This window comes from Citrobacter sp. XY323 (assembly GCF_025106035.1).
Taxonomy (GTDB): domain Bacteria; phylum Pseudomonadota; class Gammaproteobacteria; order Enterobacterales; family Enterobacteriaceae; genus Citrobacter; species Citrobacter braakii.
Window position 1 is genome coordinate 172,748 of sequence record NZ_JANYUK010000014.1, and the last position, 20,163, is coordinate 192,910.

Below are 20,163 nucleotides of genomic sequence, written 5' to 3' on the forward strand. Positions count from 1 at the left end.
TTTATCCGAGAAATAATTCACGTTGTCGCCATAATGACGACAACGTGAACGATTATCAGCGATTAGTGAATGCCACCAATACGGCTTAAACGCACACCGGTCGGCCATTCGCCTTCTTGCTTATCGAAACTCATCCAGATAGCGGTCGCTTTACCAACCAGATTCGCTTCCGGCACAAATCCCCAGTAACGGCTGTCCGCGCTATTGTCACGGTTATCACCCATCATGAAGTAGTGTCCCGGCGGGACGATCCAGGTTGCCAACTGCTGGCCTGGCTGACGGTAATACATCCCCACCTGATCCTGCGCGATTGGCACGGTCAGAATGCGGTGCGTTACCTCACCCAACGTTTCTTTACGCTCGGAGAGGCGAATACCGTTATCTTTCGTTTCATTCAGCGGAACCTCAAAGAAGCCGCTGGTCGCTTCACCGCCGTTACGACGCGCAAAGGTCTGCACAAAATCACTTGGCTGAACATCAGAGTACGTTACCGGCAGCGCGTTTTCACACGCCTGACCGGAACTGCATCCAGGCTGAATAGTTATCTCTTTCGCCACCGGATCGTACGTCACTTTGTCTCCCGGTAAACCGACAGCACGTTTGATGTAGTCCAGACGCGGATCTTCCGGGTATTTAAACACCACGATATCACCGCGTTTCGGATGGCCGGTTTCGATCAGCGTTTTCTGGTAAATCGGATCTTTAATCCCGTAGGCGAATTTCTCCACCAGGATAAAGTCACCGATAAGCAGTGTCGGCATCATCGAACCAGACGGGATCTGGAACGGCTCATAAATAAATGAACGCACCACCAGCACAATAGCTAAAACCGGGAAAACGGATGCCCCGGTTTCCAGCCAGCCTGGCTTAGGGGCCACTTTTTTCAGCGTTGCTTTATCCAGTGAATCACCTGCAGCAGCTTGCGCTGCTGCCTGACGCTCCCGGCGTTTAGGCGCGAAGATGAATTTATCTACGCACCATAAAATGCCCGTCACCAGTGTGGCAATCACCAGAATCAGGGCAAACATGTTCGCCATGCCAACTCCTTAAGATTATTTGCTGTCTTTACCGACATGCAGAATGGCGAGGAAGGCTTCCTGTGGCAGTTCGACGTTACCGATCTGCTTCATGCGCTTTTTACCCTCTTTCTGTTTTTGCAGCAGCTTTTTCTTACGGCTGATATCGCCACCGTAGCATTTCGCCAGAACGTTTTTACGCAGCTGCTTAACCGTTGAACGCGCGATGATGTGCGTACCAATGGCCGCCTGGATCGCGATATCAAACTGCTGGCGAGGGATCAGATCTTTCATCTTCTCGACCAGTTCACGACCACGGCTCTGGGAGTTGTCGCGGTGGGTAATCAGCGCCAGCGCATCGACACGTTCGTTGTTGATGAGAACATCAACGCGCACCATGTCAGACGCCTGGAAACGTTTGAAGTTATAGTCCAGCGACGCATAGCCGCGAGAAGTTGACTTCAGACGGTCGAAGAAGTCGAGTACCACTTCCGCCATCGGAATTTCATAGGTCAGCGCCACCTGGTTACCGTGGTAAACCATGTTGGTCTGTACGCCGCGCTTCTCGATACACAGCGTGATGACGTTACCGAGGTAAGCCTGCGGCAGCAGCATGTGACACTCAGCAATCGGCTCTCGCAGTTCGTAAATGTTGTTCAACGGCGGCAGCTTGGACGGGCTATCGACGTAGATCGTCTCTTTCGCCGTGGTTTCGACTTCGTAGACTACGGTCGGCGCGGTAGTGATCAGATCCAGATCGTATTCACGTTCCAGACGTTCCTGAATGATCTCCATGTGCAGCAGACCGAGGAAGCCACAGCGGAAGCCGAAGCCCAGCGCGGTTGAGCTTTCCGGTTCATAGAACAGGGAGGCATCGTTGAGGCTCAGCTTGCCGAGCGCGTCACGGAAGTTTTCGTAGTCGTCAGAGCTCACCGGGAACAGACCGGCGTAAACCTGCGGCTTCACTTTTTTAAAGCCTGGCAGCGGCTTGTCCGCCGGGTTACGCGCCTGCGTCAGGGTATCGCCAACCGGTGCGCCCAGGATGTCTTTAATCGCACAAACCAACCAACCCACCTCGCCGCATTTCAGCTCGGTACGGTCAACCTGTTTTGGCGTGAAGATGCCCAGACGGTCAGCGTTATAGACCTGACCGGTGCTCATCACTTTAATTTTGTCGCCTTTACGCATGGTGCCGTTTTTAATACGCACCAGTGACACGACGCCCAGGTAGTTATCGAACCAGGAGTCGATGATTAGCGCCTGTAACGGACCTTCCGGGTCGCCTTCCGGCGGCGGAATGTCGCGCACCAGACGTTCAAGAACGTCAGTGACGCCAACGCCGGTTTTCGCCGAGCAGCGAACGGCATCCGTCGCATCGATACCGACGATATCTTCGATCTCTTCCGCCACACGCTCAGGATCGGCGGCTGGCAGGTCAATTTTGTTCAGTACCGGCACCACTTCCAGATCCATTTCCATGGCGGTATAGCAGTTAGCCAGGGTCTGTGCTTCGACGCCCTGTCCGGCATCAACCACCAGCAATGCGCCTTCACAGGCGGCAAGCGAGCGGGAAACTTCATACGAGAAGTCAACGTGGCCCGGGGTGTCGATAAAGTTAAGCTGATAGGTTTCACCATCAGATGCTTTGAAATCGAGCGTCACGCTCTGCGCTTTGATAGTAATACCGCGCTCACGCTCAAGATCCATCGAGTCGAGAACCTGCGCTTCCATTTCACGGTCAGACAGGCCACCGCAGATCTGGATAATACGGTCAGACAGCGTCGATTTACCGTGGTCGATGTGAGCTATGATTGAAAAGTTACGTATGTTCTTCATATAGTGTAATTATTGTGCCTTACGCCCGCCTGAGCAGGCTCTGAGAAGTCGCTGATCTGAGCTTAACGTCTGTTTAAGTGAAACGCCGCATTCTACACTACAACGCTGAGGCGAGGAAATGTTCATAGAGCAAGGATAGCGGGAACTGGAAACAACTTTGCAAAGTCGGTGAAACTTTTGCCGGATGGCGACACAAGCGCCATCCGGCAAAGCTATCACTGTTGGGTTTCGACGCGAATGAGATCGGGTGGAAGAGCAACGTTCAGAATGACCGGCTGCCAGGCTTCGCGCTCAGCAAGCTTACGAGAGTATCCACGGGCAATCAGGAATCCGCCCACGCCCCCCAGCACGGCTCCGCTTAATGCCGCAAGGTCGGAACCAAACAGCACCTGGAATAGCGCTGCGAAGAGAAAGAGCCCCGCCAACGGAGACATGTAGACCAACATCGCTGAACCCAGCAGGCTACCCTCGGCAATACCCAGTTCAACTTTTTGACCGGGCGCTAAGGGTTCGTCGCTGGGCACCACGATGGTATGCGTGGTCTGCGGCCCAAGTTTGTTCAGCACGCGGCTCCCGCATCCGGCCCGGGAAGCACAGCTGCTACATGATGCTTTAACATCACAGCTGACCGTCGCCAGACCATTTTGCCAGGAGACGACTGTCGCCCACTCTTTAATCATTGTGCAGCCCTGAACTTAATATTGTCCGCGATACGCTTCGCCGTTTGCGGTGGAAGCTCGCCCACAATCGTAATTTCTGCGTTATCACGCACGCTGGTGCTAACCGTTCTACGCCCGGTTCGCAACAGCTGATCGGCGCTGTTTTGCATCGCACGGTTTACGTTCACGGAGAAACTGAACAGGCCATCAGAATATAGGCGCGATTCGATCGGCATGTTATCCATCGTCGGCAGCGGACGTCGACTGCTGGAAACTTCGCTGAAGCCTTGCGGCAACCACGACGGACTCCAGTTGAAGTTGGTTTTCTCGCCAGCAGGAACTGACAGCAACGGCGGTAGATTGGCTTTCGCCAGCGCCTGCATGCTATCGCTAACGCCGTTGTTTACGGTAAAGGCGATAACACGGAACTGTTCCAGCGTCTCACCATCACGGTCGAGAAGATCGACGCGCATCGGCAGCTTAGTCTCCGTGTCCATCCAGACGATATAGCTGTAACGCGTACCGTCACGGGCGACTACGCGGATCACTTCACAGAGCCGATCGGCAATGCGGGTGCGACCTACTGAGATAAAGTCATAGTAGGGAGCAAGACGTTTGAAGTCGGTGTAAATCAGAGAGGGCAGAGAGTCAACGATATAGTCGCCGTTCAGCGTGAACGGTTCGAGACCAGGCTCAAAATAGCTGATTTCATTGCCACGCTGCACCACTTCCCGGCGCGGTCCATCCATTTGCAACAGTTGCGCTAGCGGACGGTTATCCAGGCGAGCATGGCGATAACGTAGGGATTCAACACCCTGCTTATTGATGCTGACAAATGACAGCTCATAGGTTAGCGACTGGCTGGCCAGATTCATCTGCTGCAACAACGCCCCGGACGCAGGATTGGCCGAGGCGTTTACAGAGAAAAACAGGCTACCAGCCACAAGTGACATGGCAAACCAAAGTTGCTTCATTACTGCGATTGCGTTCCTAAAGTTTGAATTCCTGGCACCTGCACAGCGGCTTGCTGTGTTTGGGCCTGCTCAAACTGAAGCTGTTCAGAGTGCAGTCGACGTTGCAGTTCGTAGTCCTGCAACATGGCATTAATACGACGACGCTGCTCCTGTACCTGCTGTTGCTGACCGCCGCTGGCCGTCGCGTCAGAGGGTACACCCAGGCTTACCGGACTGGCTTTACCCATCATCGGTAATGTATTAAATACCGGCGTTTCGGGCTGCTGGGACGTTTCAGATTGCCCATTATAGTGCTGGACGCCAACAATAACTGCAAGTGATACACACGCGGCCACACCCATTTGGGTAAGCTGCGCGGCCCACGGACGCATTTTCTTCCAGAATGGCATTTTCTGCCACTGGTGCGGTGCTGGCTGGGCCTCAGGAATCAATGGCACCGTCTGACGTACTGGCTCATCCTGGATGGCAGCCATTACGCGGGCGGAAATATCGAAATGGAGAACGTCGGCGGTATCACCTCGCATGGAATCGCGAATCAGGTGATAACTCTCCCAGGTTTTTTGCATTTCCGGGTCATGAGTCAGCTCTTTGAGTAACTCAGTATCCAGCGTTTCGCCATCCATTAAAGCGGAAAGTTTTTCTTTCTGCATGCCTAATACCTTTTCCAGTATCCCGCTATCGTCAACGCCTGATAAGCGGTTGAACTTTATTATCAATAGCTTCCCTCGCTCGGAAGATACGTGAACGCACCGTACCTACCGGACAATCCATGATAGCGGCTATCTCTTCATAGCTCAGGCCATCCAGCTCCCGCAAGGTTATTGCCATGCGTAAATCTTCCGGGAGGGACTCAATAGTCCGGAAAACTATCTGTCTCAGTTCTTCTGACAACATTAAGTTCTCAGGGTTCGAAATTTCTTTCAGCGCACCGCCACTTTCGTAATTTTCTGCTTCAATCGCATCAATATCACTGGAAGGCGGACGACGCCCCTGAGCGACCAGGTAATTCTTCGCTGTATTGACTGCAATACGATACAGCCAGGTATAAAAAGCACTATCTCCCCGGAACGAGTCCAGCGCACGATAGGCCTTGATAAATGCTTCTTGTACTACATCGGGTACATCGCCCGACGGTACATAGCGAGAAACCAGACTCGCCACCTTATGCTGATAGCGCACTACCAGTAGGTTAAAGGCTTTCTGATCTCCCTTTTGGACCCGTTCTACCAGGACCTGGTCCGTTAACTGCTCGCTCATCCGAGGTAAAGTCTCCCCAAACCAAATTTCCACGCGCCTTCGAAACGCCACTCCATCAGCTTCACTATGAGCAAGCAAATGCTTAGAGTGCTCAAGTTTCGTAAAGTTCCGTTACGCATTGTTTTTTGTTTGTCATGTTGTAGACAGGTCTTATCTCTCATTATAAGTCTACATAATCCGATCGACGCACTATCTGTTTAGAAATGCCCATTTCACCGCTTGCAGAGTAACCCAACGGCCACTTTATTTCATCACATAATCTGGTGCTAACGGCCTGCTTCACAAAATATTTTTGCTCATTTCGCCCTCGTCATGCTTTTTTTTCATGTTTAGTCACTGCAACACATTTAAAAATAAAACGTGCAGTATCGCGCAATGTGGTGCTATGGTGACCAAACACTGTTTAGTAAATTAAACAAAAATCATGAATACGACTCCTGAATTATCCTGTGACGTGCTGATCATTGGCAGCGGGGCTGCCGGACTCTCACTGGCGCTGCGCCTGGCCGAAAAACATCAGGTTATTGTCCTGAGCAAAGGTCCGGTCAGCGAAGGCTCGACATTTTATGCCCAGGGCGGTATTGCCGCGGTGTTTGATGAAACCGACAGCATCGATTCCCACGTTGAAGATACTCTGATTGCCGGGGCCGGCCTGTGCGATCGCCATGCGGTTGAATTTGTCGCCAGCAATGCCCGCACCTGCGTTCAGTGGCTTATCGATCAGGGCGTCTTATTTGATACGCAGGTTCAGCCCAACGGTGAAGAAAGCTATCACCTGACCCGTGAAGGCGGTCATAGCCATCGACGCATTCTGCACTCTGCGGATGCCACCGGTAAAGAAGTCGAAACCACCCTCGTCAGCCAGGCACAAAATCACCCCAACATACGGGTTCTTGAGCGCAGTAATGCCGTCGATCTGATTGTCTCTGATAAAATCGGTCTGCCGGGAACGCGTCGGGTTGTCGGAGCCTGGATCTGGAACCGTAATAAAGAAGCCGTAGAAACCTGCCATGCCAAGTCAGTAGTGTTGGCCACCGGCGGCGCGTCAAAGGTGTACCAATACACCACCAATCCAGATATTTCCTCGGGTGACGGGATTGCGATGGCCTGGCGTGCGGGATGCCGTGTCGCCAACCTGGAATTTAACCAGTTTCACCCGACAGCGCTGTATCATCCGCAGGCGCGCAACTTTCTGCTAACCGAGGCGCTGCGTGGCGAAGGCGCACATCTGAAGCGCCCGGACGGTTCGCGCTTTATGCCCGATTTTGACGAGCGTGGCGAACTGGCTCCCCGCGATATTGTTGCCCGCGCCATTGACCACGAAATGAAGCGCCTGGGCGCTGACTGCATGTTTCTCGACATCAGCCATAAACCGGAAGAATTTGTTCGTCAGCATTTCCCGATGATTTATGAAAAATTGCTGGGACTGGGCATCGATTTGACCAAAGAGCCGGTTCCCATCGTTCCTGCCGCGCACTATACCTGCGGCGGCGTGATGGTGGATGACTTTGGCCGTACGGATGTCGACGGGCTGTATGCGATCGGCGAAGTGAGTTACACCGGCCTGCATGGAGCCAACCGGATGGCGTCAAACTCATTACTGGAGTGCCTGGTTTACGGCTGGTCCGCGGCTGAAGATATCGACAGGCGAATGCCTTATGCTCGCAGCGTCAGCACCCTCCCGGATTGGGATGAAAGCCGGGTAGAAAACCCGGATGAACTGGTTGTGATTCAGCATAACTGGCATGAGCTGCGGCTATTTATGTGGGATTACGTCGGTATCGTGCGCACAACTAAACGTCTGGAGCGCGCCCTGCGCCGTATCACCATGTTGCAACAGGAAATCGACGAGTATTACGCTCATTTCCGCGTGTCGAACAACTTGCTGGAACTGCGCAATCTGGTGCAGGTTGCTGAGCTGATTGTCCGCTGCGCGATGATGCGTAAAGAGAGTCGGGGCCTGCACTATACGCTGGATTATCCAGAACAGCTTCCAGAGGCGGGCCCGTCCATTCTCTCGCCGCTAAGTCATCACATGAACAGATAAAACGCCTGGGTCAGCGCCGTGTAACCTTCAGAGTAACGTTGGTCTGGCCCACGGATCACCAGCCTGTCACTAAAGCACTCCCCGGCCTGCGGGGAGAATGCCAGCAGTACCCGATTCGGTAGTCGGGCCTCGGTTTCTGCTACATCCGTGCGCAATCGCAGATGCCAGCCCATGCCCAGTGCCTGCTGGGAAAAGACGTTACCAATCTGTTCGGGCAGCACCACACAGAAAAAGCCTTCTTCCGTAATGCTGTCTGCCGCCAGCGTCAGCAATACTTGATGATCGAGCGTGGTGGTGTAGCGAGCCTGCTCGCGCTGCGGCGTGGCACATCCCACTCCCTGTTCATAATAGGGAGGGTTGCTGATGATCAAATCAAAGCGCACGGTCTGGCGCGGTACCCACTGCTGCACATCTTCCGTATGAACGTTCACGCGATGCATCCACGGAGATTGCGCGATGTTCTCCTGCGCCTGCTGCGCGGCATCAACATCAAGCTCCACGGCGTCAATGATGACGTTTTCATCTGTGCGCTGGGCCAGCATCAGCGCCAACAGGCCGCTCCCGGTACCAATATCCAGGATCCGCTTTACGCCAGCAACAGGGGCCCAGGCCCCCAATAAAATGCCGTCCGTTCCGACTTTCATTGCACAACGATCGTGTGCCACAAAAAACTGCTTAAAAGTAAATCCATTACGTCTAAGTACGGATGTAGACTGGGGCATGAAGAACAACCTTCCTGGAAAAAAAACGATAACATAGGATAAAAACAATACCTGAGAAGGTATATCCATACAAACAGATGAAGATTGCAGCCGTAACGTCTATAATCAGCGCCCCACTCAGAGGTAGAACATGACTGTAACGACTTTTTCCGAACTTGAACTCGATGAAAGCCTTCTGGATGCCCTCCAGGAAAAAGGTTTCACTCGCCCGACCGCCATTCAGGCTGCCGCCATTCCGCCTGCGCTCGATGGCCGTGATGTACTCGGTTCTGCGCCGACAGGCACCGGTAAAACGGCGGCATATTTGCTGCCAGCGTTGCAGCACCTGCTCGACTTCCCGCGCAAGAAATCTGGCCCGCCGCGCATTTTGATTTTGACCCCGACGCGCGAACTGGCGATGCAGGTTGCCGAACACGCCCGTGAACTGGCGAAGAATACGCATCTGGATATCGCCACGATTACCGGCGGCGTGGCTTACATGAACCACATGGAAGTCTTTAGCGAAAACCAGGACATCGTGGTCGCCACTACCGGTCGTCTGCTGCAGTACATTAAAGAAGAAAACTTCGACTGCCATGCGGTTGAGACACTAATCCTCGATGAAGCAGACCGCATGTTGGACATGGGCTTTGCCCAGGACATCGAGCATATCGCTGGAGAAACCCGCTGGCGTAAGCAAACTATGCTGTTCTCCGCCACGCTGGAAGGCGATGCGATCAAAGATTTTGCTGAGCGTCTGCTGGAGGATCCGGTCGAAGTTTCGGCGGATCCGTCTACGCGCGAACGCAAGAAAATTCATCAGTTTTACTACCGTGCCGATGACATCGAGCACAAAACGGCCCTGCTGATCCATTTGTTAAAACAGCCGGAAGCGACTCGCTCGATTGTCTTCGTACGTAAACGCGAGCGTGTGCACGAGCTGGCAGGCTGGCTGCGCCAGGCGGGCATTAATAACTGCTATCTCGAAGGCGAGATGGTGCAGAACAAACGTAATGAAGCGATCAAACGCCTGACCGATGGTCGTGTGAACGTGCTGGTAGCAACCGACGTTGCCGCTCGTGGGATCGATATTCCTGACGTCAGCCATGTGTTTAACTTCGACATGCCGCGCAGTGGTGATGCCTATCTGCACCGCATTGGCCGTACCGGTCGTGCAGGCCGTAAAGGTACTGCGATCTCTTTGGTTGAAGCCCACGACCATCTGCTGCTCGGCAAAGCGAGCCGCTACATTGACGAGCCACTGAAAGCACGCGTCATCGACGAACTGCGTCCAACCACGCGCGCGCCAAGTGAGAAATCTAACGGTAAGCCATCCAAGAAAGTGCTGGCGAAGCGCGCGGAGCAAAAAGCGAAAGAGAAAGAGAAACCGCGGGTGAAAAAACGTCACCGCGACGCCAAAAATGTCGGCAAACGCCGTAAGCCAAGCGGAGCTGCTTCCCAGCAGTCCGACAAAGAGTAAACCGAATGCCGGGCCGTTTAGCCCGGCATTTTTTGTGCACAAAAAAGCGGAAGATACGTTGGCATCTTCCGCTTTCAGATTCTCTGCCAGACGGGGTTATTCCCCGTGAACCTTACAGGCTCTCAGTAAAGGTACGAGCAATAACGTCGCGCTGCTGTTCTGGCGTCAGAGAGTTGAAACGCACGGCATAACCAGAAACACGGATGGTCAGCTGCGGATATTTTTCCGGATGCTTAACCGCATCTTCCAGAGTTTCGCGGCGCAGAACGTTCACGTTCAGGTGCTGACCACCTTCCACACGGACTTCCGGCTGTACGTCTACCGGTACTTCACGGTATTCGATTTCACCCAGTTTGCTGACAGCAACGACTTCATCAGCATTGAAACCTGCTTTCGCAACGATGCAGCGTGCTTCGCCTTTTTCGCTGTCCAGCAGCCAGAAAGAGTTCAGCAGGTCGTCATTTGCAGCTTTAGTAATCTGGATACCTGTAATCATTTGATGCCTCCCCGGCAAAATTATTTGATCTCGGTTGGCCGTCATCCGGCCAATTGGTAAAACCATTGTTGCTTGAGTGTATATATACCCCTCACACACCCTTGAATCTTTGATTTAAATCAATAAAAACCACACATGAAAAGTGGTGATAGGTGGATTTTATTGTTTTACATCAACTTACGCCACATGCGCAGCTAAACTTTTTACATAAATTTTCAACTATCTTTAAGGGGTAGACCCTTGAGAAACGTACAGAATTTTGCGACGCCGAAAGAAGCAGTTAAGCTAGGGGGATTGAAAATTCGCAGGAGAGCGAGATGGCCACCGAATTAACCTGGCACGATGTGCTGGCAGAAGAGAAACAGCAGCCTTATTTTGTTAACACGCTGCATACTGTGGCGGGCGAGCGTCAGTCAGGTATGACAATTTATCCGCCACAAAAAGATGTATTCAACGCTTTTCGCTTTACCGAACTTGGCGACGTGAAAGTCGTCATCCTGGGGCAGGATCCATACCACGGTCCGGGCCAGGCACACGGTCTCGCGTTTTCTGTCCGCCCCGGTATTGCCACCCCGCCCTCGTTGCTGAACATGTACAAAGAGCTGGAAGCAACGATTCCTGGCTTCACACGCCCAACGCACGGATATCTGGAAAGCTGGGCACGCCAGGGTGTGCTGTTACTCAACACCGTGCTTACCGTCCGTGCCGGGCAGGCACATTCGCACGCCAGTCTGGGATGGGAAACATTTACCGATAAAGTCATCAGCCTGATTAACCAACATCGGGAAGGCGTGGTATTCCTGCTCTGGGGTTCACACGCACAAAAGAAAGGCGCGATTATTGATGCGCAGCGTCACCATGTATTGAAAGCGCCGCACCCATCACCGCTCTCTGCGCATCGCGGTTTCTTTGGCTGCAATCACTTTGTACTGGCTAATGAGTGGCTGGAACAGCGAGGTGAAAAGCCGATTGACTGGACGCCGGTATTACCCGCAGAAAGCGAGTAAAAAAATGCCAGCGAATCGCTGGCATTTTTATTATCAGGCTTTGTTCTGACGCCACCACTCCGCGAGCAGCACGCCGGTCGCGACAGAAACGTTGAGCGTTTCTACGTTGCCCGTACCGTCTATCGCCACGCACAGGTCGTCGGCTGAGCATGCTGCTTCTGGCAGAGCCTCACGCTCACGCCCTAATACCAGCACCATTTTTTCCGGCAACGTGGTAGTAAACAGCGGCTTGCCTTTCACGCTTGAGGTCATCACTACCGTGTAACCCGCTTTACGGAAGTCGTCCAGCACATCGACAATACTGTCACCGGTGATCGGCTGAACGTGCTCAGCTCCGCCTTCAGCGGTGCGGATAGCCGCACCTGATTCCAACAGCGCCGCATCCTGTACCACCACGCCTTTCACACCGAAGTGCGCGCAGCTACGCATCATGCCGCCCAGGTTGTGCGGGTTAGCAATGTCTTCCAGGGCCAGCACGCAATCCTGCGCCCCGGCCTGACCAACCCACTGCTTAACAGTGGTACCGTTACGTTTTTTGATCAGGAAACAGACGCCGCCATGGTGTTCAGTGCCGGAGGCTTTCGCCAGCTCGGCTTCGTCAACCACGTGGTAGGCTTTGCGGTTCGCCGCCATCCAGCGTAATGCTTCTTTAAAGCGTGGGGTTACGCTCTGAACAAACCAGGCGCGAACAATAGCGTCCGGACGACTCTGGAACAGAGCCTGACAGGCATTCTCACCGTAAACGCGGGTTTCTTCCGCGCGCTGACGACGTAATACTTCAGGATCGATAAAGCTTTTGCCGCTGATACCACCGTGATCGGCTTTGTCTGCTGCATCATCATTCGGTGCGCGGGACACGGTACGCCATGGTGAATCTTCACGTCCACGGTCGCGTTCTACATCGCGGCCACGACCACGTTCACGACCACGTTCGCTGTTCGGACCCTTTCTGTCATCACGGGCAGGGCGACGACCGCCTTCGGCTCGGGAAGTACCGGGGCGACCGCCGCCTTTACCAGTACGTGGATTTTGGGTGCGTTTGTCCGAGTCATCGTCACTGCGGACGTACATCACTTTGACCTTGCCGTTTTTATTCTTCAGTTCGTCGCTCATGTTTTTCTCCACCTGCTCTGCGCGAAGCGCGAAGATTACCCGATGTGCACGTCGTTAGCCATTATTTCATTTAAAAGCTAAGGACTATTGTACTCATTGAATAAAACGCATTGTTGTTTAGAACAGACTCCCCGATAATATGTAACATAATAGAAACATACTGGCGTTACTGCCGTGAAGTCCACTCCACTCATCCAGAGGTTAGTTATGAATACCGTTTGTACCAGCTGCCAGGCTATCAACCGCATCCCCGACGATCGTGTCCAGGAAGCGGCTAAATGCGGACGCTGTGGTCACGACCTGTTTGATGGGGAGGTGATCAATGCGACCGGTGAAACACTGGATAAACTGTTAAAAGACGATCTCCCGGTGGTGGTTGATTTTTGGGCCCCCTGGTGTGGTCCATGCCGTAACTTCGCCCCGATTTTTGAAGATGTCGCGGAAGAGCGTAGCGGTAAAGTGCGTTTTGTTAAAGTGAATACAGAAGCCGAGCGAGAACTCAGCGCCCGTTTCGGTATCCGCAGCATCCCGACCATTATGATCTTCAGAAAAGGTGAAATCGTCGACATGCTTAATGGCGCCGTACCTAAAGCCCCGTTTGATAGCTGGCTTAACGAATCATTATAATCTCTACGGGGCGCATCTTGTGCCCCGTTTTCACCTCTGCGACAATAGCGTTTTTCAACGTGTTCTCCCATGACCGATAACGCTGTTCTTCAGTTACGCGCTGAGCGCCTCGCGCGCGCCACGCGCCCTTTCCTTGCCCGAGGTAATCGCATTCGCCGCTGTCAGCGCTGCCTGCTGCCGCTGAAGCTCTGCTTGTGTGCAACGCTGGTGCCGTCTGAGGCCAAAAGCCGCTTTTGTCTGGTGATGTTTGATACCGAGCCGATGAAGCCCAGCAACACGGGACGTTTGATTGCCGATATTTTGCCCGATACCACGGCGTTTCAGTGGTCACGCACCGAACCGCCACAGGCGCTGCTCGAACTGGTGAAAAATCCGGATTACCAGCCGATGGTTGTATTCCCGGCATCCTATGCGGGCGAAGAGCGTGAAGTGATTTTCGCGCCACCAGCCGGTAAACCACCGTTGTTTATCATGCTTGATGGTACCTGGCCTGAAGCGCGTAAAATGTTCCGCAAAAGCCCGTACCTTGATAACCTGCCGGTGATCTCCGTTGATTTATCGCGACTTTCCGCTTACCACCTGCGTGGCATTCACGCCGAAGGGCAATACTGTACTGCCGAAGTGGCCATCGCGTTGTTGGATCTGGCGGGCGATACGCAAGCCGCGGAGGGGTTGAGCGATCATTTCACTCGCTTTAAAACCCGCTACCTGGCAGGAAAAACTCAACATCAGGGAAGCGTCACAGCAGACTCGCCAGAAAGCGTTTAAAATCATTCGGTCACTGGTGTCATTAAGGAAGCCGATATGAGTCAGCGTGGTCTGGAAGCACTACTGCGACCGAAATCCATTGCGGTGATTGGGGCGTCAATGAAGCCTAATCGCGCAGGTTACCTGATGATGCGTAACCTGCTTGCCGGCGGTTTCAATGGACCTGTTTTACCAGTGACGCCAGCATGGAAAGCGGTGTTGGGCGTCCTGGCCTGGCCCAATATCAACAGCCTGCCTTTTAGCCCAGACCTTGCCGTGTTGTGCACCAATGCCAGCCGCAACCTGGCATTACTCGAAGCGCTTGGCGAGAAAGGCTGTAAAACCTGCATTATTCTTTCAGCTCCCGCATCGCAGCACCTGGAATTGTTGGCCTGCGCCGCACGCTACAACATACGTCTGCTAGGCCCCAACAGCCTGGGACTTCTCGCGCCCTGGCAGGGGCTTAACGCCAGCTTTTCTCCCGTCCCCATCAAGCGCGGTAAGTTGGCATTTATTTCCCAGTCAGCGGCGATTTCCAACACCATTCTGGACTGGGCGCAGCAGCGCGACATGGGTTTTTCCTGGTTTATCGCGCTGGGCGACAGCCTTGATATCGACGTTGATGAACTGCTGGATTACCTGGCGCGCGACAGTAAAACCAGCGCGATATTGCTATATCTCGAACATTTAAGTGATGCCCGGCGCTTTGTCTCCGCCGCCCGTAGCGCCTCGCGCAATAAACCCATTCTGGTGATTAAGAGTGGTCGCAGCCCGGCGGCGCAGCGTTTATTGCATACCAGCGCAGGGATGGACCCAGCGTGGGACGCGGCTATCCAGCGTGCCGGTTTATTACGCGTACAAGACACTCACGAGCTGTTCTCTGCGGTAGAAACCCTGAGCCACATGCGTCCACTGCGCGGCGACAGGCTGATGATCATCAGCAATGGGGCCGCGCCTGCCGCACTGGCATTAGATGAGCTGTGGTCAAAAAATGGCAAGTTGGCGACATTGAGTGAAGATACCTGCCAGAAATTACGCGATACGTTACCTGAACATATTGATATCGCCAACCCGCTGGATCTGCGTGACGACGCCAGCAGCGAACACTACGTTAAGACGCTGGATATCTTGCTCGCCAGCCAGGATTTCGACGCACTGATGGTGATTCACTCACCCAGCGCAGCCGCCCCGGGAACAGAAAGCGCACAAGCGTTAATCGAAGCGGTAAAACGTCATCCCCGCGGTAAGTTCGTCTCGTTGCTGACCAACTGGTGCGGAGAGTTTTCCTCCCAGGAAGCCCGTAGACTGTTTAGCGAAGCCGGATTACCTACCTACCGCACGCCAGAAGGCACCATCACCGCGTTTATGCATATGGTGGAGTACCGGCGTAACCAGAAGCAACTGCGGGAAACCCCTGCGCTGCCCGACTACCTGACCACCAATACCGCCGAGGCGCATAATCTGTTACAGCAGGCGATTGCTGAAGGAGCAACGTCGCTGGATACCCATGAAGTGCAGCCGATTTTACAAGCCTATGGCTTACACACGCTGCCGACGTGGATCGCCAGCGACAGCGCTGAAGCCGTACACATCGCGGAGCAAATCGGTTACCCGGTGGCGCTAAAGCTGCGTTCTCCTGATATCCCGCATAAATCAGAAGTTCAGGGGGTAATGCTCTACCTGCGAACGGCAACAGAGGTGCAGCAGGCAGCCAATGCGATTTTTGATCGGGTAAAAATGGCCTGGCCGCAGGCGCGCATTCACGGTTTATTAGTACAAAGTATGGCGAATCGCGCTGGCGCTCAGGAGCTGCGCGTTGTCGTTGAACACGACCCGGTATTTGGCCCGTTGATTATGCTTGGTGAAGGCGGAGTTGAGTGGCGACCAGAAGAGCAGGCCGTGGTGGCGTTGCCGCCATTGAACATGAATCTGGCGCGTTATCTGGTGATCCAGGGGATCAAAAATAAAAAGATCCGCGCTCGCAGCGCATTACGCCCATTGGATATCGCCGGGTTAAGTCAGCTTCTGGTGCAGGTCTCCAATCTGATCGTCGATTGTCCGGAAATTCAGCGTCTGGATATTCATCCGCTGTTGGCCTCCGCCGGTGAATTTACCGCGCTGGATGTCACGCTGGACATTGCCCCTTTCACGGGCGATAACGAAAGCAGACTGGCTATACGTCCCTACCCCCATCAGCTTGAAGAATGGGTGGAGTTGAAGAACGGCGAGCGTTGCTTGTTCCGCCCTATTTTGCCCGAGGATGAACCTCATCTGCAGCAGTTCATTTCTCAGGTAACAAAAGAAGATCTTTATTATCGCTATTTCAGTGAGATCAACGAATTTACCCACGAAGATTTAGCCAATATGACGCAGATCGACTACGATCGGGAAATGGCCTTTGTTGCGGTACGCTGTAAAAACAATCAGCAAGAGATCCTCGGCGTAACGCGAGCAATCTCGGATCCTGATAACATTGACGCCGAGTTCGCCGTGCTGGTTCGTTCAGATCTCAAAGGGCTTGGACTGGGTCGCCGGTTGATGGAAAAATTAATTGCATATACCCGAGATCACGGACTTAGACGTTTGAATGGTATTACGATGCCAAACAATCGTGGGATGGTCGCCCTGGCCCGGAAACTCGGGTTCGCTGTTGACGTCCAACTCGAAGAGGGAATTGTTGGGCTAACGCTTAATCTGGCCCAATTTGAGGAATCGTGAGTAAGGTACTGGAAATGTTGACCACATTAATAGGTACTGGTGGTATCATTACCCGCTTATGTCGTCTGCATAGCACAGAGGACCCTTCAATGAACAGAGAAGAAATGCACTGTGATGTTGTCAAAATTTAAGCGTAATAAACATCAACAACACCTTGCCCAACTACCCAAGATTTCTCAGTCAGTTGATGATGTAGATTTCTTTTATGCTCCCGCTAATTTCAGGGAGACTCTGCTGGAAAAAATAGCCAGCGCGACGCGACGGATCTGCATTATTGCGCTGTACCTGGAACAGGATGACGGTGGCAAAGGCATACTCGACGCGCTCTATGCGGCAAAACGGCAGCGTCCTGAACTGGATGTCCGGGTGCTTGTCGACTGGCACCGAGCCCAGCGCGGACGTATTGGTGCTGCGGCATCTAATACCAACGCTGACTGGTATTGCCGAATGGCACAAGAAAACCCAGGTATTGATATTCCTGTCTACGGTGTTCCGATTAACACCCGAGAAGCGCTTGGCGTCCTGCATTTTAAAGGCTTTATCATCGATGACAGCGTCCTGTATAGCGGGGCCAGCCTGAATGATGTTTATCTGCATCAGCATGATAAATATCGCTATGACCGTTATCAGTTGATTCGCAACGCGCAAATGGCCGATATCATGTTCGATTGGGTCACGCAGAACCTGATGAACGGTCGCGGCGTTAATCGCCTTGATGATATTAATCGCCCTAAAAGCCCGGAAATTAAAAACGACATCCGCCTGTACCGTCAGGAACTGCGCGATGCGTCATTCCATTTTCAGGGTGATGCGGATAATGAACAGCTTTCGGTAACGCCTCTGGTAGGCCTTGGAAAATCCAGTCTGTTAAATAAGACCATTTTCCACCTTATGCCCTGCGCGGAGCACAAGCTCACAATCTGTACCCCTTATTTCAACCTGCCCGCTATACTGGTGCGCAATATCATTCAGCTGCTGCGTGAAGGCAAAAAGGTCGAGATCATTGTCGGTGATAAAACCGCCAACGACTTTTTCATTCCAGAAGATGAGCCATTTAAAATCATCGGCGCGCTGCCCTACCTGTATGAAATTAACCTGCGCCGTTTCCTGAGCAGACTGCAATATTACGTGAATACCGACCAACTGGTCGTGCGCTTATGGAAAGATGATGACAACACCTATCATCTGAAAGGCATGTGGGTTGATGATAAATGGATGCTGCTCACCGGCAACAACCTTAACCCTCGCGCCTGGCGTCTGGATCTGGAAAACGCCATCCTTATCCACGATCCGAAGCAAGAACTGACTCCCCAGCGCGATAAAGAGCTGGAGCTTATTCGCACGCATACCACCGTCGTTAAGCACTATCGCGACCTGCAAAGCATTGCCGACTATCCAGTCAAAGTGCGTAAGCTCATCCGTCGACTACGCCGTATCCGTATCGACAGACTAATTAGCCGTATTCTGTAACCAAGACCCCGTCCAGTGACGGGGTTTTTCCTATGGAGGCAACGGTGCGCTTGTTTATTCTTTTCAGTATTCTGGCCATTTCTGGCTGCAGCCACATGGCAAACGACCGCTGGAGCGGACAAGACAAGGCTCAACACTTTATCGCCTCCGCTATGCTCTCCGCAGCTGGAAACGAATATGCTCAACATCAGGGCAACAGCCGCGATCGCAGCGCGGCTATCGGCCTGATGTTCTCTGTCAGCCTGGGCGCGTCAAAAGAGCTATGGGACAGCCGCCCCGCTGGGAGCGGCTGGAGCTGGAAAGACTTCGCCTGGGATGTTGCAGGCGCGTCTACCGGCTATGCAGTCTGGCAACTGGCACATCACTAGAGGCGCAGACCTTTCCCCTTCCCATGCAGCATCAGCGATACCAAAAATGCGACTATTGCCAGTGCTGTAACGTACCAGAAGAATGTTGTTTCCATACCGACAGACTTCAGGGATAACGCAACATATTCGGCTGAGCCACCAAACAGAGCATTAGCCACAGCATAAGATAATCCAACCCCCAGAGCGCGCACCTGTGCCGGGAACATCTCGGCCTTCAGAATACCGCTGATTGACGTATAGAAACTCACAATCAGCAAGGCACACATCACCAGAGCAAACGCCATATACGGAGACGTCACGCTTTGCAACGCTGTCAGAATGGGGACGGTGAAAATCGCGGCCAACGCGCCAAAACACAGCATTGAAGTACGTCGGCCAATTTTATCTGACAAGGCACCGAACAACGGTTGCACCAGCATAAACACACACAGTGCCGCCGTCATAATCCCACTGGCTACGTTGGCATGCATACCGGCGGTATTAACCAGGTACTTCTGCATGTAGGTTGTGAACGTGTAAAAACACAGCGAGCCAGCAGCGGTAAAGCCAAGCACCATGATGAAGGCTTTGCGATTACGCCACAGACCTTTCAGAGAGCCAGCTTCTTTCAGCGCGCGAACGTCCTGTTTCGAGGTTTCATCCAACTGTCGACGTAGCCATAACGCAACAATAGCCAGTACGGCGCCCAACGCAAATGGAATACGCCAACCCCACGATCTTAGCGCTGAGTCTTCTAACGTTTGCTGTAATATGACCACAACCAGCAGTGCCAGTAACTGCCCGCCGATTAACGTCACGTACTGGAAGGAAGCATAAAAACCTTTCTTACCTTCAACGGCTACTTCACTCATATAGGTAGCGCTGGTCCCGTATTCACCACCCACAGACAGCCCCTGAAATAACCTAGCCAGCAGCAATAGAGCAGGAGCCCAGGTACCGATGGTTTCATATCCCGGAAGACAAGCGATCACCAGCGATCCCATACACATCATACAAACTGACAGCAGCATCGACTTTTTACGCCCGTGCTTATCCGCGATGCGACCAAACAGCCAGCCGCCAATCGGTCGCATCAGAAAGCCTGCAGCAAAAACTCCGGCTGTTTGTAAGAGTTGCGTGGTGGTGTTTCCTGATGGAAAAAAGATATGAGCAAAATAGAGAGAGCAGAAAGAATAGATATAGAAATCAAACCATTCGACCAGATTCCCTGATGATGCTCCGACAATCGCCCATATACGACGCCGAGTATCGCCGTCTGCCAGCGCCCCGTTCTCAGTTACACTGCTATCAGCCATTAGAATTGTACCCCTGCCAACGATTGCATTAATTTATCAATGGTGGTTGTGTCTTTTTTGGTGAAATAAATGTTATATAATTGTTATAATTTATTATGAGAGAAAGATCACGGTTTTCATTAGCAGAGAAAGGATTCAGATATGTTCGAGAAAGAGAAAAATCGGTTTGAAATAGAGTGGGCTTTTATGGGTTGGATAAAATGGTACGCTGCATCCGGCAGTTTTCACTCCCTGCAGACGCAAAAAAGCCCATCCGGCAGGATGGGCTTCTTCACTTATTTGATGCCTGGCAGTTCCCTACTCTCGCATGGGGAGACCCCACACTACCATCGGCGCTACGGCGTTTCACTTC

The 20,163-nt window shown here is 52.8% G+C and carries 20 protein-coding genes; 9 read left to right on the top strand and 11 right to left on the bottom strand.

Annotation, left to right across the window (positions count from 1 at the left end; translation table 11 throughout):
* Positions 1 to 62 precede the first annotated feature (62 nt).
* The 7 genes from lepB to rseD all read right to left on the bottom strand — a co-directional run bounded on the left by lepB (position 63) and on the right by rseD (position 5,903).
* Positions 63 to 1,037 (bottom strand): signal peptidase I, encoded by a 975-nt coding sequence (gene lepB / locus N0B36_RS19660; protein ID WP_191220846.1) that lies wholly within the window; start codon positions 1,035 to 1,037, stop codon positions 63 to 65.
* Positions 1,038 to 1,052: 15 nt separating this feature from the next.
* Positions 1,053 to 2,852: a translation elongation factor 4 gene (gene lepA, locus N0B36_RS19665; protein WP_003037577.1), complete on the bottom strand. Its 1,800-nt coding sequence runs from the start codon at positions 2,850 to 2,852 to the stop codon at positions 1,053 to 1,055.
* A gap of 215 nt (positions 2,853 to 3,067) precedes the next feature.
* Positions 3,068 to 3,532 (bottom strand): SoxR-reducing system protein RseC, encoded by a 465-nt coding sequence (rseC, locus tag N0B36_RS19670; protein WP_016157173.1) that lies wholly within the window; start codon positions 3,530 to 3,532, stop codon positions 3,068 to 3,070.
* Positions 3,529 to 4,485 (bottom strand): sigma-E factor regulatory protein RseB, encoded by a 957-nt coding sequence (rseB, locus tag N0B36_RS19675; protein WP_016154050.1) that lies wholly within the window; start codon positions 4,483 to 4,485, stop codon positions 3,529 to 3,531. The genes rseC and rseB overlap by 4 nt, the downstream gene beginning before the upstream one ends.
* Complete coding sequence (rseA, locus tag N0B36_RS19680) at positions 4,485 to 5,135, bottom strand: anti-sigma-E factor RseA (RefSeq protein WP_114680834.1); 651 nt, start codon at positions 5,133 to 5,135, stop codon at positions 4,485 to 4,487. Before rseA ends, rseB begins: the two co-directional genes overlap by 1 nt.
* Before the next feature lie 31 nt (positions 5,136 to 5,166).
* Positions 5,167 to 5,742 carry an RNA polymerase sigma factor RpoE gene (rpoE, locus tag N0B36_RS19685; RefSeq protein WP_003037573.1) on the bottom strand — a complete coding sequence of 192 codons (576 nt, stop codon included), beginning with the start codon at positions 5,740 to 5,742 and terminating at the stop codon, positions 5,167 to 5,169.
* Entirely contained in the window at positions 5,739 to 5,903 is a 165-nt protein-coding gene (rseD, locus tag N0B36_RS19690) for a rpoE leader peptide RseD (RefSeq protein WP_049259737.1), read from the bottom strand. The genes rpoE and rseD overlap by 4 nt, the downstream gene beginning before the upstream one ends.
* 263 nt (positions 5,904 to 6,166) lie before the next feature.
* Here rseD and nadB point away from each other — a divergent pair, with 263 nt between their 5' ends.
* The gene (nadB, locus tag N0B36_RS19695; RefSeq protein WP_047358259.1) at positions 6,167 to 7,789 is read left to right on the top strand and encodes an L-aspartate oxidase; all 1,623 of its coding nucleotides are present in this window, start codon (positions 6,167 to 6,169) and stop codon (positions 7,787 to 7,789) included.
* Here nadB and trmN read toward each other — a convergent pair.
* Positions 7,774 to 8,511: a tRNA(1)(Val) (adenine(37)-N(6))-methyltransferase TrmN gene (gene trmN / locus N0B36_RS19700; protein WP_049282308.1), complete on the bottom strand. Its 738-nt coding sequence runs from the start codon at positions 8,509 to 8,511 to the stop codon at positions 7,774 to 7,776. The genes nadB and trmN overlap by 16 nt on opposite strands.
* A 130-nt stretch (positions 8,512 to 8,641) precedes the next feature.
* On the opposite strand from trmN, the gene srmB reads away from it, so the two are divergent.
* A complete protein-coding gene (gene srmB, locus N0B36_RS19705; RefSeq protein WP_047501525.1) occupies positions 8,642 to 9,970 on the top strand; it encodes an ATP-dependent RNA helicase SrmB in 1,329 nt (442 codons plus the stop codon).
* Between the two features lie 112 nt (positions 9,971 to 10,082).
* On the opposite strand, the gene grcA is transcribed toward srmB, so the two are convergent.
* Entirely contained in the window at positions 10,083 to 10,466 is a 384-nt protein-coding gene (grcA, locus tag N0B36_RS19710; protein WP_003037563.1) for an autonomous glycyl radical cofactor GrcA, read from the bottom strand.
* Between the two features lie 317 nt (positions 10,467 to 10,783).
* Here grcA and ung point away from each other — a divergent pair, with 317 nt between their 5' ends.
* Positions 10,784 to 11,473 (top strand): uracil-DNA glycosylase, encoded by a 690-nt coding sequence (gene ung, locus N0B36_RS19715; protein ID WP_016154055.1) that lies wholly within the window; start codon positions 10,784 to 10,786, stop codon positions 11,471 to 11,473.
* Positions 11,474 to 11,506: 33 nt separating this feature from the next.
* Here ung and N0B36_RS19720 read toward each other — a convergent pair whose 3' ends face one another.
* A complete protein-coding gene (locus N0B36_RS19720) occupies positions 11,507 to 12,586 on the bottom strand; it encodes a tRNA/rRNA methyltransferase (protein ID WP_016157178.1) in 1,080 nt (359 codons plus the stop codon).
* 207 nt (positions 12,587 to 12,793) lie between these two features.
* On the opposite strand from N0B36_RS19720, the gene trxC reads away from it, so the two are divergent.
* The 5 genes from trxC (at position 12,794) to N0B36_RS19750 (ending at position 18,516) form a co-directional block, all read left to right on the top strand.
* Positions 12,794 to 13,213, top strand: coding sequence for a thioredoxin TrxC (gene trxC / locus N0B36_RS19725; protein WP_003037559.1), 420 nt, complete (start codon positions 12,794 to 12,796; stop codon positions 13,211 to 13,213).
* 69 nt (positions 13,214 to 13,282) lie between these two features.
* Positions 13,283 to 13,981 carry a tRNA-uridine aminocarboxypropyltransferase gene (gene tapT, locus N0B36_RS19730; protein WP_019077411.1) on the top strand — a complete coding sequence of 233 codons (699 nt, stop codon included), beginning with the start codon at positions 13,283 to 13,285 and terminating at the stop codon, positions 13,979 to 13,981.
* Positions 13,982 to 14,017: 36 nt separating this feature from the next.
* Complete coding sequence (locus N0B36_RS19735) at positions 14,018 to 16,678, top strand: bifunctional acetate--CoA ligase family protein/GNAT family N-acetyltransferase (protein WP_137351770.1); 2,661 nt, start codon at positions 14,018 to 14,020, stop codon at positions 16,676 to 16,678.
* A gap of 114 nt (positions 16,679 to 16,792) precedes the next feature.
* Positions 16,793 to 18,148, top strand: coding sequence for a CDP-diacylglycerol--serine O-phosphatidyltransferase (pssA, locus tag N0B36_RS19745; protein WP_003835350.1), 1,356 nt, complete (start codon positions 16,793 to 16,795; stop codon positions 18,146 to 18,148).
* Between the two features lie 32 nt (positions 18,149 to 18,180).
* Positions 18,181 to 18,516: a YfiM family lipoprotein gene (locus N0B36_RS19750; protein ID WP_019077413.1), complete on the top strand. Its 336-nt coding sequence runs from the start codon at positions 18,181 to 18,183 to the stop codon at positions 18,514 to 18,516.
* Here N0B36_RS19750 and N0B36_RS19755 read toward each other — a convergent pair.
* Entirely contained in the window at positions 18,513 to 19,811 is a 1,299-nt protein-coding gene (locus tag N0B36_RS19755) for an MFS transporter (RefSeq protein ID WP_016154060.1), read from the bottom strand. The genes N0B36_RS19750 and N0B36_RS19755 overlap by 4 nt on opposite strands.
* A gap of 141 nt (positions 19,812 to 19,952) precedes the next feature.
* On the opposite strand from N0B36_RS19755, the gene N0B36_RS19760 reads away from it, so the two are divergent.
* Positions 19,953 to 20,163, top strand: a 211-nt coding sequence (locus N0B36_RS19760; RefSeq protein ID WP_259688880.1) for a hypothetical protein, incomplete at its 3' end; no start/stop codon positions are given.

Bases quoted from the DNA above. Each gene is read 5' to 3' on its own strand.
- lepB (WP_191220846.1), bottom strand. From the start codon at position 1,037: ATGGCGAACATGTTTGCCCTGATTCTGGTGATTGCCACACTGGTGACG.
- lepA (WP_003037577.1), bottom strand. From the start codon at position 2,852: ATGAAGAACATACGTAACTTTTCAATCATAGCTCACATCGACCACGGT.
- rseC (WP_016157173.1), bottom strand. From the start codon at position 3,532: ATGATTAAAGAGTGGGCGACAGTCGTCTCCTGGCAAAATGGTCTGGCG.
- rseB (WP_016154050.1), bottom strand. From the start codon at position 4,485: ATGAAGCAACTTTGGTTTGCCATGTCACTTGTGGCTGGTAGCCTGTTT.
- rseA (WP_114680834.1), bottom strand. From the start codon at position 5,135: ATGCAGAAAGAAAAACTTTCCGCTTTAATGGATGGCGAAACGCTGGAT.
- rpoE (WP_003037573.1), bottom strand. From the start codon at position 5,742: ATGAGCGAGCAGTTAACGGACCAGGTCCTGGTAGAACGGGTCCAAAAG.
- rseD (WP_049259737.1), bottom strand. From the start codon at position 5,903: ATGAGAGATAAGACCTGTCTACAACATGACAAACAAAAAACAATGCGT.
- nadB (WP_047358259.1), top strand. From the start codon at position 6,167: ATGAATACGACTCCTGAATTATCCTGTGACGTGCTGATCATTGGCAGC.
- trmN (WP_049282308.1), bottom strand. From the start codon at position 8,511: ATGCCCCAGTCTACATCCGTACTTAGACGTAATGGATTTACTTTTAAG.
- srmB (WP_047501525.1), top strand. From the start codon at position 8,642: ATGACTGTAACGACTTTTTCCGAACTTGAACTCGATGAAAGCCTTCTG.
- grcA (WP_003037563.1), bottom strand. From the start codon at position 10,466: ATGATTACAGGTATCCAGATTACTAAAGCTGCAAATGACGACCTGCTG.
- ung (WP_016154055.1), top strand. From the start codon at position 10,784: ATGGCCACCGAATTAACCTGGCACGATGTGCTGGCAGAAGAGAAACAG.
- N0B36_RS19720 (WP_016157178.1), bottom strand. From the start codon at position 12,586: ATGAGCGACGAACTGAAGAATAAAAACGGCAAGGTCAAAGTGATGTAC.
- trxC (WP_003037559.1), top strand. From the start codon at position 12,794: ATGAATACCGTTTGTACCAGCTGCCAGGCTATCAACCGCATCCCCGAC.
- tapT (WP_019077411.1), top strand. From the start codon at position 13,283: ATGACCGATAACGCTGTTCTTCAGTTACGCGCTGAGCGCCTCGCGCGC.
- N0B36_RS19735 (WP_137351770.1), top strand. From the start codon at position 14,018: ATGAGTCAGCGTGGTCTGGAAGCACTACTGCGACCGAAATCCATTGCG.
- pssA (WP_003835350.1), top strand. From the start codon at position 16,793: ATGTTGTCAAAATTTAAGCGTAATAAACATCAACAACACCTTGCCCAA.
- N0B36_RS19750 (WP_019077413.1), top strand. From the start codon at position 18,181: ATGGAGGCAACGGTGCGCTTGTTTATTCTTTTCAGTATTCTGGCCATT.
- N0B36_RS19755 (WP_016154060.1), bottom strand. From the start codon at position 19,811: ATGGCTGATAGCAGTGTAACTGAGAACGGGGCGCTGGCAGACGGCGAT.